The sequence below is a fragment of the Streptomyces bobili genome (genome assembly GCF_002154575.1).
GTDB classification, from domain to species: domain Bacteria; phylum Actinomycetota; class Actinomycetes; order Streptomycetales; family Streptomycetaceae; genus Streptomyces; species Streptomyces bobili.
The window spans coordinates 1-14,196 of record NZ_MUBA01000319.1 but is presented as its reverse complement, the minus strand read 5'-3'; the positions used below and the strand labels follow the sequence as shown (position 1 = coordinate 14,196).

10 protein-coding genes are annotated in these 14,196 nt (G+C 65.7%); 6 read left to right on the top strand and 4 right to left on the bottom strand.

Features of this window, described 5'->3' with window-relative positions; genetic code table 11:
- From BZL64_RS24730 to BZL64_RS24710, 6 genes are all read left to right on the top strand, one after another.
- The coding region (locus BZL64_RS24730; RefSeq protein WP_086771399.1) for a laminin G domain-containing protein at positions 1-3,126 on the top strand (3,126 nt) is incomplete at its 5' end.
- A gap of 113 nt (positions 3,127-3,239) precedes the next feature.
- A complete protein-coding gene (locus tag BZL64_RS24725) occupies positions 3,240-9,791 on the top strand; it encodes an RHS repeat-associated core domain-containing protein (RefSeq protein ID WP_086771398.1) in 6,552 nt (2,183 codons plus the stop codon).
- 37 nt (positions 9,792-9,828) lie between these two features.
- Entirely contained in the window at positions 9,829-10,251 is a 423-nt protein-coding gene (locus BZL64_RS39590) for a hypothetical protein (RefSeq protein WP_143663305.1), read from the top strand.
- A gap of 693 nt (positions 10,252-10,944) precedes the next feature.
- Positions 10,945-11,109: a hypothetical protein gene (locus BZL64_RS41310; RefSeq protein WP_244205477.1), complete on the top strand. Its 165-nt coding sequence runs from the start codon at positions 10,945-10,947 to the stop codon at positions 11,107-11,109.
- A 113-nt stretch (positions 11,110-11,222) separates the two neighbouring features.
- Positions 11,223-11,504 carry a type II toxin-antitoxin system Phd/YefM family antitoxin gene (locus tag BZL64_RS24715; protein ID WP_086771400.1) on the top strand — a complete coding sequence of 94 codons (282 nt, stop codon included), beginning with the start codon at positions 11,223-11,225 and terminating at the stop codon, positions 11,502-11,504.
- Positions 11,497-11,955 carry a PIN domain-containing protein gene (locus BZL64_RS24710; RefSeq protein ID WP_167396196.1) on the top strand — a complete coding sequence of 153 codons (459 nt, stop codon included), beginning with the start codon at positions 11,497-11,499 and terminating at the stop codon, positions 11,953-11,955. The genes BZL64_RS24715 and BZL64_RS24710 overlap by 8 nt, the downstream gene beginning before the upstream one ends.
- 21 nt (positions 11,956-11,976) lie before the next feature.
- On the opposite strand, the gene BZL64_RS24705 is transcribed toward BZL64_RS24710, so the two are convergent.
- From BZL64_RS24705 to BZL64_RS24690, 4 genes are read right to left on the bottom strand one after another with little or no spacing between them, the layout of a single operon-like run.
- A complete protein-coding gene (locus BZL64_RS24705) occupies positions 11,977-12,162 on the bottom strand; it encodes a DUF397 domain-containing protein (RefSeq protein WP_086771396.1) in 186 nt (61 codons plus the stop codon).
- Between the two features lie 5 nt (positions 12,163-12,167).
- Positions 12,168-12,752, bottom strand: coding sequence for an SMI1/KNR4 family protein (locus BZL64_RS24700; protein WP_086771395.1), 585 nt, complete (start codon positions 12,750-12,752; stop codon positions 12,168-12,170).
- Complete coding sequence (locus BZL64_RS24695) at positions 12,742-12,933, bottom strand: DUF397 domain-containing protein (protein ID WP_086771394.1); 192 nt, start codon at positions 12,931-12,933, stop codon at positions 12,742-12,744. The genes BZL64_RS24700 and BZL64_RS24695 overlap by 11 nt, the downstream gene beginning before the upstream one ends.
- A gap of 11 nt (positions 12,934-12,944) precedes the next feature.
- Positions 12,945-13,799 (bottom strand): helix-turn-helix domain-containing protein, encoded by an 855-nt coding sequence (locus tag BZL64_RS24690; protein ID WP_086771393.1) that lies wholly within the window; start codon positions 13,797-13,799, stop codon positions 12,945-12,947.
- Positions 13,800-14,196: the final 397 nt, after the last annotated feature.

Here is a 14,196-nt window from a genome sequence, read left to right as displayed (position 1 = left end):
GTCAAGACGCCCGAGGCCGCGGCAAACGACGAGCTGCACAAGCTCACTTTCGGACTCAAGGCCCAGGGCCTGGACGTTCGTGAGGGGGCGGCGGGCAACCTTGCGGCTGTCGACGGCAGCGGACGCACCGTGTTCAGGTCGCCGCCCGCGCGGATGTGGGACTCGGCCGGCCAGGCCTCCTCGACACAGGCACAACTGGTGACGGCTGATACCCCAGGAACCACTGAAGCCGAGCCGTCCGACCCGTCGGAGAGCGCGCCGTCGGGGTCAGGGCTGGAGCCCGGCCAGGGTGACGCCGTGGCCCGCATGGATGTGGCCGTCACGGACGATTCCCTGTCGGTCGTGCCGGACGCGAAGATGCTCTCCACGACCGAGGCGTCAGCGTTCCCGCTCTTCATCGACCCGACGGTTTCGTGGGGCGAGTCGGAGCGGACCCTGCTGCGCAGCGACGGCTACGAGTCCTACGGCTGGTCCAACGGTGACGACGACCAGGGCAAGGGCGCGGGCAAGTGCGGTACCTGGAACGGCTATTACTGCGGTCCGGGCTACGTACAGAAGCTGTACTTCGAGTTCTCCCCGGCCAGCCTCAAGGGCAAGAACGTCCTGGACGCCACGTTCCGGGTGACCGAGCCGTGGGCGTTCCAGTGCGATCCGCGCTGGGTGGATCTCGTCCGCACGAACAACATCTCGTCCGCCACCACTTGGTCGTCGCGGCCGGCGGAGCTGGACCTGATGGTGGACCGCGACATTTCGGCGGGACGCGGCTCCCTGTGTGACCCTGATTCGCCTGACGCGCCGGTCGAGTTCAACGACAACGCCGCCGAGACGAACGAGAACCTGACGCCCACGGTGCGCGACTTCGCGGCGGGCAAGTTCTCCCGTCTGACCCTTCAGATCAAGGCACACGACGAGGGCGACACCGCTGCGTGGAAGCGGTTCAAGAACGATGCCACGCTCGCGGTGAAGTACGTCGGGCTGCCGGATACCCCGACGGAGGTCGGCATTGTTTCCGGCTCGTCGTACGTATGCGCGTCCAACTCTGCCGTTCCGAACATCGTCTCGGACCCGACACCACTCGTGCAGGGCAAACCGCGCACGGCCTCCGGTGGCTCCGTCGGTGCCAGCCTGCGCATCCGCTGGCGGACCGAGAAGTACGACGGTACGACGTGGGCCCTCGCTCACACCGACCTCGACAGTCCGACCTCCGGCTATGTCGGCAACCTGATCAGGCAGCCGAAGACTCTTCCCACACTGCAGGAGGGGGTTCTGTACCGGCTGAAGGCACTGACTCTGTCCTACTACGAGGACGGCACCAACCGGCTGAACTCCGGCTACTCCGCCCCCTGCTACTTCAAGGTCGACTCCACCGCGCCGAAGGCGCCGCAGGTGACCTTCGGAACGCCGTACACGGAATGCCTCGCCAATGACTGTGTGGCACAGGGCGGGCCGGGTGTGCCGGGCGCATTCACGTTCAAGCCGGCGGCAGTGGACACGAACGTCGTTGCTTACCAGTACAAGCTATCCACGGGCGCGGCGGACAACCCCGCGTGGTCGGCTGACCGGCTGGCATCGTCGCCGTCGTTCACGGTCACACCTGCTCAGGCAGGCAAGTACACCCTGTACGTGAGGGCGAAGGACAACGTCGGCACGGGACGCTACGGCGCAGAGACACCTGTCGAGTTCATGGTCGGCACGGGCCAGGATCCGGTCGGCCGCTGGCACTTCGACGAGGCCGATGGTGCGGCCGTGGACTCCGGAACCTGGGACGGGGCGGACGATGCGACGCTGAACAGCGGCGCAGCACGCGACGACCGGGGGCGGCGTGGGCTGCTGACTCACGACCAGACCGGGACGGCACTTGCGACTCCCGTGACGGACAAGGGACTGAGTCTTAACGGCACCACCGCGTACGCGGCCAGCGCGGGTACGGTGCTGGACACATCAGCCTCATATACCGTCTCCGCGTGGGTACGAGTTGACGCCGATGTCGCACGCACTATGACGGTGCTCACCCAAACCCCCGAGACCGGGAATCCATTCAGCAAGAAGTACATCCCGTTCGGGCTCTCATACGCCGGCGGAGGTGACAACACGTGGAGCATGAGCGTGTTGGCCAGTGACGGCGCGATTCGCAAGGCAAGCGCTCAGCAGGCCACAGCACGCAATGTGTGGACGCATGTGGTCGGCGTGCACGACGCCGAGACGAAGAAGATCAGCCTCTATCTCAACGGGAAGCTGCAGAGTTCCGTCGATGCCGGCACCGCGTGGAAGGCGAACGGCCCGCTGCAGATCGGACGTGGTATCTGGGCCGATGCCTACACCGACTACCTTCAGGGTTCGATCGATGAAGTGTCCGTGTGGCAGCGGGAATTGGTTGCGGCTGAAATCGCAGAAGCGGCAAAGCTGGCGCAGTTCGACGCATACAACAATGTGGAACTGGTCGCCGACTGGTCGGCGGACCGGGGCAGTGGCACCAGCGTCCCGGACACCACTTCGGGCTACGGGAAGTCGTTGGCATTGACCGGTGGAGCATCGCTGGACGGAGAGTCGATCGTGCTGGACGGCGTCGACGATGCGTCCGCCGTTGCCGGGCCCATCGTCGACGACACAGGGTCGTTCACCGTGACGACGCTGGTGTCCGTCGATGGGGACAAGCTCGCCGGCAAGAGCGTCGGGTACACCGGCCAGGTGGTGGGCCAACGGATGGCGGACGGATCAGCGTGGGGACTCTGGTACAAGCTGACTGGTGAGGACACCGTGCTCGACGACGACGGAAACGAGCGCACGGTACCGGTCGGCAAGTGGCACTTCGGACGTCTGAACGCTGACGGTACCTTCTCGTCGGTTGTCTCCCAGGACGGTGCCCTGGTGGATGGCATGGTCCGGCTGACAGGAATCTTCGACGCCCAGGACCAGGGCGGCACGATCAGCCTCTATGTGGGAGGCATCCCCAACGGGGACGCCGCGGTGTTCACGGCGAAGGCGGGCTCGGGCGACTTCACCGTCGGCAAGGGCTTCACCAGCGGCGCCTGGCAGCACTATCTGCCCGGCAGCGTCGCGGAAGTGCGCGTGTGGGCCGGTGCGATGGGCGGCTTCGCACAGGTCGGAGACACCGTGGGTGATTGACGGGTGCAGAGGGTGGGGCAATCGCGGACGCGGCTGCCCCACCCCAGGCCGCTGCGTAGCGGCGGTTTGCGGCGTTGGGCGGGCTCTTCTTTCGGGACTGGGTGGGGAAAACGATGGTCTTTGGCATAGGCACCTCAAGATGGGGTCGTGGAGGCAAGCGACACCGTGCCCGACTGCTGGTGCAGTCGTTGGCCCTGGCACTGGTTGTGCCTGTGGGCGTGGCCCAAGTGGCCGAGGCCGCAGGTGCCAAGGGCCTCGGTCGGCCCGATATACCCGAGTCCCGAGTGAGCAAGGTTGAGGAGTTCGACGGCCCGGGTGCGAAGAAGGCCCGCGAGCAGGTCGCCCGGGAGAAGAAGGCAAACGCCGGCCAGGCTGCCCGTGCCAAGACGGAGCGGAAGGCCGTCTGGCCCGGGCGTGGCGCGGTGACATTGCCCCTCACAGCGGGCAAGCCGAAGACCGTCGACCCGGGCGGCGTCGCGGTCACGATGACGCCGGCACCCGGCGTTGAGGCAGCAGCGGGTGGCGCCGTCCGCGTGACGACGCTGGACCAGACGGCAGCCCGCAAGGCCGGCGTCACGGGAGTGCTGCTGACCGCCGAGGCGGACTCTGCGGGGGCCGCAGAGATGAACGTCGACTACAGCGGCTTTGCCTCGGCCATCGGCGGAGGGTGGTCTCAGCGCCTGCGCGTCGTGCAACTGCCGGCCTGTGCCCTGACGACCCCCGAGAAGGTCGAGTGCCGGACGCAGACACCGCTCCCTTCCGACAACGACATCACCGATGAATCGGTCTCGGCGACGGTGAGCCTCAGTGGGTCCACGGCCGGCGACGCCGCTCAACTGATGCGTACGGCCGGCAGCGCCACGTCCGCCACAGTGCTTGCGGTCACGGCCTCTGCCGCCGGTTCCGGTCAGTCACCCAGTGGGGCCGGCGACTTCTCGGCGACCCCGCTCTCGGAGTCCTCGTCGTGGCAGGCAGGCGGTAGTTCCGGTTCCTTCACCTGGTCGTACGGCTTCACGGTGCCGCCGGCGGCGGCGGGTCCGGCGCCCGCACCGTCGCTGTCGTACGACTCGGGCAGCGTCGACGGCCGTACCGCCACGACCAACAACCAGGGCTCGGCGGTCGGTGAGGGTTTCACGCTCACCGAGTCCTACATCGAACGCTCCTACGGCTCCTGTGACGACGACGGTCACACGGACGTGTTCGACCGCTGCTGGAAGTACGACAATGCGCGGCTGGTTCTGAACGGCAAGGCCAGCAAGTTGGTCAAGGACGACAGCAGTGGCCAGTGGCGGCTGGAGAACGACGACGCCTCGAAGGTGACGCGGTCCACGGGTGCGGACAACGGCGACGACAACGGCGAGTACTGGACCGTCACGACGGGCGACGGCGCCAAGTACGTGTTCGGTCTGGACAAGCTGACGGGAGCGGACGCACAGCGCACCAACTCCGCTTGGACGGCGCCGGTGTTCGGTGACGACTCGGGCGAGCCGGGCTACTCCGCCGGCGACGCCTTCGGCGACCGGGCGCTGACCCAGGCCTGGCGGTGGAACCTCGACTATGTCGAGGACACCCGTGGCAACGCGGCCACGTACTGGTACACGAAGGAGTCGAACTACTACAAGAAGAACAAGGCGACTACCGCGAACGCCTCCTACGTGCGCGGCGGTTACCTCACGCGGATCGAGTACGGTCTACGCGCAGGGGCGCTGTTCACCGACAAGGCGGACGCGAAGGTCACCTTCTCCCATGCCGAGCGCTGCACCGCCTCGGACTGCTCCAGCCTGACCAAGGACACTGCCGACAACTGGCCGGACGTGCCGTTCGACGCGATCTGCTCCAGCGGCGACGACGAGTGCAACGCGGCAGGTCCGTCCTTCTTCTCCCGTAAGCGCCTGACCGGGATCGACACCTTCTCCTACAACGCCACCACGGCCGCCTACGACGCGGTGGACTCCTGGGACATGGTCCAGCAATACCTGGACGGCGGAGACATCGGCGACAGCTCCGACCAGGTGCTGACCCTGAAGTCGCTGAAGCGGACCGGCAAGGCGGGCGACACGAGCATCGCCGTGAACCCGGTTCTGTTCACGTACCACATGCGCCCCAACCGGGTGGATGCCACGGACAACATCCTGCCCCTCACCCGCCCCCGCGTCTCGACGATCACCTCGGAGACGGGTGCGATCACGACGGTGACGCTGTCGGGCGAGGAGTGTGTACGCAGCGAGGTCCTGGGCGCGGCGCCGGACAGCAACACCCGCTCGTGCCATCCGCAGTTCTGGAACATCAACGGGGCCGCGGACGCCTCGATCGACTGGTTCCACAAGTACCGGGTGCTGGCCGTGACCGTCTCCGACCCGGCCGCGGCCGGCGAGACCGTCGAGCACGCGTACTCCTACAGCGGCGCGGCCTGGCACCACAGCGACGAGCCGTTCACCCCGGCCGATGAGCGGACCTGGTCCGATTGGCGCGGCTACCGCCAGGTCACGGCATGGACCGGCGCGACGGACGTCACCCGCTCCCGGACGGTCTCCCTGTACCTCCAGGGCATGCACGGCGACAAGAACAAGGACGGCACCACCAAGTCGGTCTCCGTCTCCCCTCTCGCGTCTCCGGACCTCGGGGCCACCGCGCTCACCGACAGTGACCAGTACGCGGGCCAGTTGCGCGAGCAGGTGACCTATGACGGCTCCACGGCGATCTCGGCGACGGTGAACGACCTGTGGTCGAAGGAGACCGCCCGCCAGACCGTGCCCGGCGCAGGCGATCACGTCGCCCGCTACGTCCGTATGGCGAAGACGCACGCCTACACCTACTTGACGGCGTCCCAGACATGGCGTGAGCGCCAGACGGCCACGATCTACGACAGCTACGGCATGCCGGTCACCGCCGAGGATTCAGGTCAGGTCGGCAAGGCCGACGACGAGACCTGCACGCGCACCTGGTACGCCCGCAACGTCGATGCCGGCCTGACCGGCCTGGTCTCCCGCACCCGCACGGTCGCCCGCACCTGCGCGACGACGGACACCTCGCTGGCCATGCCCGCGACCATGGACCCGGCCAACCCCCAGCGGGGCGACGTACTGGCAGACACCGCCGTGGTCTACGACACCGCGAACGCCACAACCTGGTCGGCCAACCAGACGCCCACCAAGGGCCAGGCGACCTGGACCGGCCGCGCCACCGGCTACGCCGTCACCGCGGACCCCAACGGCGAACGTCTTGCGTCCGGCTGGCGGACGGTGGCCAGGACGACGTACGACACGCTGGGGCGCCCCCTGGCCGTCACGAACGTGAGAGGGGAGACCGCCTCCACGGCCTACATCCCCTTGGACGCGGGCCCGCTGACCAGGGTCGCGACTACTGGCCCCGCCCCCAAGCTGTACAAGACGTACAAATACTTCGACCCGAGGCGTGGTCTGCCGACGCGGACCTTCGACGTCAACTCGAAGAAAACCGAGACTACGTATGACGCGCTCGGTCGTATGACCGCTGTCTGGCAACCTGATCGGAACCGAGCCAACGCCGACGCGGCCAATGCGACCTTCGCCTACCACCTGGACAACATCAAGCCCTCGTGGGTCTCGACCTCGGCTCTGAAGAACGACGGTACGACCTACAACACCAGCTACGTCCTCTACGACTCGCTGCTCCGCCCGCTGCAGACGCAGTCGCCGACTCCGCAGGGCGGCCGTCTTCTGACTGACACGCGCTACGACACCCGTGGCTTGGCCTACGAGACGTACGCGGACATCTTCGACAACACCAGTACCCCGAACGGCACCTACACCCGCGCCGAGTACGGCCAGTCCGCGACTCAGACGCAGACGGTGTTCGACGGGGCAGGCCGCTCCACGACCAGCAGCCTGTTCGTCTACGGGGTCAAGAAGTGGTCCACGGAGACGAGTTACACCGGCGACTCCGTCGCGACGACCGCCCTTGAGGGTGCTTCGGCCGCGCGCACGATCACCGACGTGCGCGGTCAGACGGTAGAGAACCGCGAATACACGGGCACGAGCCCGGCCGACGCATCATTCGGCACCAGCCCCGGAGCTTCGTACGCGTCCACGAAGTTCGCCTACGAGCCGGACGGCCGGCAGAAGTCGGTCACTGGCCCGGACGGGTCCGTTTGGTCGTACACCTATGACCTGTTCGGCCGCCAGGCCAAAGCCATCGACCCGGACAGGGGCACGACGACCACCGGGTACGACGACCTCGACCGGGCAGTCAAGAACACGGACGCCCGAGGCACATCCATCCTGACCGGGTACGACGAGCTGAGCCGTATCACCGGCACTTGGAAGACCTCCGAGACGGACGCCAACCAGCTCACTGGTTACACCTACGACACCCTCCTCAAGGGGCAGCCCACCTCCTCCACCCGATACGTCAACGGCAAGACGGGCGACGCGTACACGCAGACCGTCACCGCGTACGACAACCTCAGCCGACCCATCGGAACCGAACTTCAGCTGCCCGCGACGGACGCCTTCGCGACGGCAGTTCCGTCGGCCAAGCTCGCCTTCAAGACGTCCTACAACATCGACGGCACCCTGCAGACCGCCACGGAGCCCGCGCTCGGAGGGCTGCCGTCGGAGCCCCTGCAGTACGGCTACGACGGCCTGGGCAACCCGACCTCGCTCAGCGGCCCTACCGGCATGGGCTACCTGCGGGGCGTCGCCTACTCGGCGCTCACCCAGCCCCAGCAGTTGACCCTGGGCCTGGGCGGGTCCGGCAACAAGGACATCTTCGTCACCCACACCTACGAGCCAGGCACCGGCCGCCTGACACGCAGCAACGTCACGGACCAGACCCACTCGTACAACCTTCAGGACCTCAACTACACATACGACCAGGCCGGCAAGGTCACCGCGATCAGCGACCCGACCAGCCTTGGCGGCTCCAGCTCCACGGACACCCAGTGCTTCGCCTACGACGGCCACCAGCGCTTGACCGAGGCATGGACCCCCGCATCCCAGAACTGCGCCGACACACGCAGCGCATCCAGCCTGTCAGGCCCTGCCCCGTACTGGACGAGCTATGGGTACAACGACGCAGGACAGCGGACCACCGAGACAGACCACACGGGCACCGGCGGCACGACGACGACCTATTGCTACACAAAGACAGGTCAGCCCCACACCCTGACGGGCACCACCACCGGCACTGACTGCACCACTCCGCAGCGGACCTACGACTACGACGCCACCGGCAACACGCGGCACCGCCCCGGCACAGCGGCAGCGGCCACTCAGGAACTGGACTGGTCACCCGAAGGCAAGCTGGCCAAGCTCACCGAGAACGAGACGTCGACCGACTACATCTACGACGCGGCCGGCACCCTACTGATTCGCAACACCGAGAACGGCGAGCGCGTTCTCTACGTCGGCTCCAGCGAGCTCCACCTGCGTGCCAACGGCACCACCTGGGCCCAGCGCTACTACTCGGCGGGCGGCATCACGGCGGCCTTCCGCTCCAACGAATCCGGCACCAACAAACTCACCTACCTCGCCGGCGATCACCACGGCACCTCCAGCCTGGCAATCAACTCGGACACGGGCCAGGCTTTCACCAAGCGCTTCACCACCCCCTTCGGTGAGGACCGCGGCACGCCCAAGTACGGCCCCTGGCCGAACGACAAGGGCTTCCTCGGCAAGACGCGTGACACCGCCACGGGGCTGACCCACATCGGCGCCCGTGAATACGACCCGGCAATCGGCCAGTTCATCAGCGTCGACCCACTCCTCGAAACCGCCAGGCAGCAAACCCTCAACGGCTACTCCTACGCGGCCCAGAACCCGCTGACCTACAGCGACCCGAGCGGCATGGGCCTCGCCTGTGGCGGTAACGGCGACGACGTGGGCTGCCCGACCCGACCGGACGGGACTCCCGGCAACGGGCGCCCCATGGAAGCGGTCGACTATTCCAAGCCGGGTGCGCCCTGCACTAGCTGCGGTACGGCCAGCAGCGAGAGCGACACTTCGGGGAACGATGACGGTGGCCTCCTCGGGTGGCTGGGAGATGCGGCGGACACTGTCGTCAACTACGGCTCTGCAATTGTCTCGCAGCCGGAAATCTGGTGGGGTGCCGCCGAAACTGCCGGGAGCATGCTCCTCATAGGCTTCGGCGAAGAATTGATCGTCGGTGGCGGTGCCTTCTGCGTCGCGACAGTCGTCGGATGCGCCCTAGGAGTACCTGCCGCGACAGGCGGCGTAGCCTTGGTGGGCGTAGGTACTGCTGGAACAGCCGACGGCATTGGCCGCATTAATGACGGATTGGGCAAGGCCCTCAGAGAGGTCGACGGGAAGAGCACCGGTAGCGGGCGAGCAGCACAGGAATATGGCGAAGGGTACGAAGGTTTCCTGCAGGGAAAGCTTGGTGGAGGTGGAGGCTTCAGTGAGAAGGGTCGCCAATTTGATGGCGCTTATATAGACCCCTCAACTGGGAAGGGTGTGTGGTATGAAGCCAAGTCGGGAAATTTCTTCGAGAATACGGTAAAGGACCCTAAGAGGCTAAGTAAATTCTTTTCCACCGAGGGGCAGAAGGCGGGTATAGCGCGCGAGCAAGGGATAGGCTATAAAGTGATATCGGAAAATCCGATACCTAGCCAGGTGACTAATTGGCTCAGCAAGAAAGGTATTCCATGGGAAATAATGCCGAGATGACTTCCGTGGTCGGAGGTGTCGGGTTGTGACCAGGTCTGTGGATGTCGACTTCACATTCAGGAAGCCAATCGACGTCTCGGTCATTCTGTCCACACTGCTAGATGCGGGCATGAGATCTTCTACTGAAGGGAGAGAAGTGGCATATCTGGTAGATGAGGATGGAATGTTCGAATGGCGAACCGCGGCGGAATATCAGCTCAACGAGGTCATGCGCGAGCTCGGGGATCCCCGCTGGAATGATCGGGTCGTGGGGATGACGCTATTTTTTGCGGAAGCGGAAACTGGTGGAGATTTCCTATTCCATCCTGGGAGGGAATCCATGTCTTGCGTGGTAGGCATCAACCCCAAACTTTTCCAAGGCTCTTCTCGGTTTTGTGACATTGGGTGGTATTTGGCGAATCTGGTGCCCCTATTGGAACCGCTCGGCCTGTCGGAAATCGAAGCGCGGGACTCTCCCTAGCTGGCTGCGGCCCAGCTTCCACGGGAGTGCAGGTCGAAAGTGGCACCTATGTGAAGAGTATCGGCGGATGCGGCAACGCCATCACGCTCGACGTTCAGGAGTTGAGTGCCGACGAGGTGCGGGTCTATCTCACCGTAATCTGCGCCTCATGACCGGCTCGGTGCGAAGGGTTGGCCCTCGGTCAGTGGGTGTCCCATGTCGGCTTTGGCAGCACGGCCTATCGGTCGACCGTTCGATGGGGGGTGTCGGCGGGCCCGCTCGGCGGCGAGCGCGCACGACCGTACAGGTGTGGATCCAGGTGTCTTTCTCGCGCCAAGATGTACGGGTGGCAGAGAATGCGGCGGATCTGCTGGCGCTGCTGAGTGGGCTCGACGATCCCGAATGGCTGGAGCGGCCGCGAGACTACGACCGCGGTGAGGCCGCCGTTCTGCTCGGCCGCCTGGTGGTACGGCTTGAGGGTGACTTCGCAGCCCGGTGCCGTGCTGAGCAGGACACCAAGGACTCCAGCGGGTACGGACGTGTCGTTGTGCCCGCGGAAGCAACCGCCTGTGGGACTCGGATCGTGGTTTGCGTGAGTAAGTTCGGGTCGCTCGCCCTGGTCTGTGCAGGTAGCCCCAGAGCGTTCCTCGGCACGGAAGGGGCCCGAGCCGAAGGTGAGCTGGATGCTGCTGATCTTGCCCAGGTCAATCGGGGTTGGCCGACCTCGGGTACCTGATAGTCCCCGAGGAGTTGCTGGAGCGCGACTACGACGGGCCGAGTCGGCTGCCCTCGCACGTCCAGCGCCCCAGTTGGTGGCACCGCTTCTTCGGCATTTCTGACGATCACGACCCGAGGGCCAAGCCGGTTCCCGCAAAGTGATCGTCGATCACGTGAGGCCCGTACTCGATCCGCTTGAGCCGGTGCTTGACTGCCCGGATGATCTCGTCGAGGTTGGCGGCGTCTCGCCGTGGTACATGGCGTACGTTCGAGTTATGGCCACAGACTCGAGTCGGTCCGAAGTCGTACCGCTCCGGGCGCTCAACCAGCCGAGCAAGATCGCGGAGCAGGTCGAGGCGGGAGCGACCCTGATCGTCACCAGGAACGGTCGGCCGATCATGGGTATCGTCCCGATAGAGCGTCTGGACGAGCCTGTCCATCAGTTCCGCACCGACCCCATGGGGGACCTGGACATCCCCGACCTCGACCTGCCTCCCGTCACGGACGAGGAGATCGGCGCCACCCTGCGCGGTATGGGAGGCGGCCTCGATGACTAGCGTGCCCGTCGCCATCGCCGACACCAACGGCCTCTATCGCGTTCTGGCGAAAAGGGACCCACGTCACGCCGAGCATGCCGCCGCGCTCGCCCGCGTCGGCCACCTGGTGGTCTCGCCCCTGGTTCTCGCGGAGCTGGACTACCTCATCAGCGAGAAGAGCGGGAGCCGTGCGGCCGGCATCGCCCTCGACTTCATCGGCAAGCAGGCCGATCTTCGGAGGTTCGAGATTCCGGATGTCGGTCCCCACTTCCGGACGGCCGTCAGCGTGGCGCAGGCATATCAGGACCTTGGCGGCGGCAAGGGTGTGGGATTGACGGACGCCATGAACGCGGCCCTTGCGGCGGCCTACCGGACCGACGCCGTGTTCACCACGGACAAGCACTTCCGAGTCATGCGTCCGCTGACCCGTCACGACGCGTTTCGGCTGCTGCCCGATGACCTCGATGGGTGACGTGTCACGGTACGCCGGTCCTCAGTTCCTTGGGTGGTACTTGAGGCCGACTATCAAGACGTGCAGACCGGGTGTCGTAGTGGTGAGGATAACGTCCGGTTTTTCGCTTTCGCGGAGGTGGATGGTTCCGGTGGGGGTGGCGGCTATGTAGACGCAGTTCGAAGCGTCTGGGCTGTAAGTGGACTTCTGCCAGTGGAGAGTCTGCATAGTTGCTACCTCTCTGGGCCGTGCCAAGTAGTGGGTGGCTCCGATGCGGTCATGGGTAGCCCTTCGAAGACGATGGGGCCGGGGTAGAAGACCGCGCTTCCTGGGCCGAACATGGATTCGCCGGCGAGGTAGTGGTGGAGCCACTCGGAGAAGGGCATCCGGTACTCGTAGAAGTCCTGTTCGTCGCCGTTGCAGGCCAGGATGCGCCAATGTCCGGAACGGGCATCCGCAGCTCCGAACAGGTACTCTCCGCGGTCCGTTGAGGTGAGGGGGATCAGGCCTTCAGGGCCACCGAACAGTGGGCCCTGGGGGAATCCCGGGCACTTGGCGTCCGTCAGGTTACGGCGCGCGAACGCGGTGACTGTCTGATCCATCCATCGCCGGAGGTTCCACCGCTCCGTGGAGGGGTGGTGCAGGTAGAGATGTACGTTCAATTGAACCGGTGCGTACCTGGCCACGATCCTCTTGTAGTCGTCAGGCAGGGACACCCCCAGTCCGCGCTCCAGCGTGGCCCAGTCCGGGTCCGATGACACGGCAGGCCTTGCCGTTCCCAGGACTTCTGTCGCCGCATCTTCGAAGTTACGCGTCATCCCATTTCCGTTCCTTGAGGGCGCATATGAAGGTATGCAAGCGGGCCGCCGTCGTGGTGAGGACGACCTCCGGGTCGTCGCTCTCGCGGAGGTGGACGGTTCCGGCGGGGGAGGCGGCGACGTACACGCAGTTCGAGCCGTCTCCGCTGTAGGAGGACTTCTGCCAGTCGATGGTTGGCACGGCTGGTCCTTTCACAGGGCTTGGATGCGGTGGTGGATGAAGTCGCGTGACTCGGCTGCTGCGAGGGCGCAGGACTCCATGCGGTCGAGTACGGCTCGGTACTTGTGCAACTGCGCTTCGGCGTCGAGGAACTCGCAGGCGCCGTGGTGTGAGTCCAACTGGACTGTGTCGAGTTGGGGGACCGGGCCCTCCGCGTAGTCGAAGGACTGGCCGGTAGTGGGGAAGTCGTCCGTGCCGAACGGAATCACTCGGATCGTGACATGCGGCAGTTCACTCATGTCGATCAGGTGCTTCAGCTGACCGCGAGTGACGACCGGGCCGCCGAAGCCCATGCGCAGGGCCGCCTCATGAATGATCGCCGTGTACGGGGCCGGGTGATCCCTGTGCAAGACACTCTGACGCTTCATGCGGTGGGAGAGCCGGTGCTCGACCTCGTACTGCCGCATGGGTGGGACCACGGCCTGGAACAGGGCTCGTGCGTGATCGGTGGTCTGGAGCAGTGCCGGGATGTGAAACAGGAGTGCCACGCGGAGTGCGGTGGCATGGTGCTCCAGTTCGGCCAGGTCGACGAGCGCGACCGGTACGTGGTCGCGGTACTCCTCCCACCAGCCGCGAATGCGACGGCCGGTCATCGCGGCAAGGGCGTCCACCAGCCGCTCGTCGGAGCAGTCGTAGCTGTGGGCCATGGAGCGGACGCGGTCGCCGCTCACCGGCGTGCGCCCCGTCTCGATCATGCTGATGCGCGCCTGGTTGACGCCGAGGAGTTGGGCGGCGCCGGTGGTCGAGATGCCCGTGCGCTCACGGAGTTTGCGCAGTTCCGCGCCCAGCCTCCGTTGACGGAGCGTGGGGCTGTTGGTGGGCGGCACGACGTTTCCTTCCTCGCCGACGGCGGCGTTCCGATCCCTCACATGAGTGAAGGTTGGAGGTTTACTGTCCAGTTTGTTAGAGGTATCTAACCATCTGCCCTACGGTGGTCACGTACCCGCTCAACAGCCCCCGCCCATAAGCCGGAAGCGCACCACCTTGGCAATGCCACCGCCCGGCGTGGCTGTCAGCGAGTGTTTCCAATCCCCCTTCCACCGGAGGAGTTCCCATGGTCACCGTAGCCCCGCCCGACACCTGGGTGTACGCCCTTCGTCTGCCGCATGACCCCCGCGCCGCACAGGTCGCACGTATGACCGTGCGGGCGGTGCTCGGTGGGCATGGCAGACACGAAGTGCTCGATGCCGTGGAGCTGTTGGCCTCCGAACTGGTCACCAACGC

What these genes read in the sequence shown, in the direction of transcription:
- BZL64_RS24725 (WP_086771398.1), top strand. Translation starts at nt 3,240, where the DNA reads ATGGTCTTTGGCATAGGCACCTCAAGATGGGGTCGTGGAGGCAAGCGA.
- BZL64_RS24715 (WP_086771400.1), top strand. Translation starts at nt 11,223, where the DNA reads ATGGCCACAGACTCGAGTCGGTCCGAAGTCGTACCGCTCCGGGCGCTC.
- BZL64_RS24710 (WP_167396196.1), top strand. Translation starts at nt 11,497, where the DNA reads ATGACTAGCGTGCCCGTCGCCATCGCCGACACCAACGGCCTCTATCGC.
- BZL64_RS24705 (WP_086771396.1), bottom strand. Translation starts at nt 12,162, where the DNA reads ATGCAGACTCTCCACTGGCAGAAGTCCACTTACAGCCCAGACGCTTCG.
- BZL64_RS24700 (WP_086771395.1), bottom strand. Translation starts at nt 12,752, where the DNA reads ATGACGCGTAACTTCGAAGATGCGGCGACAGAAGTCCTGGGAACGGCA.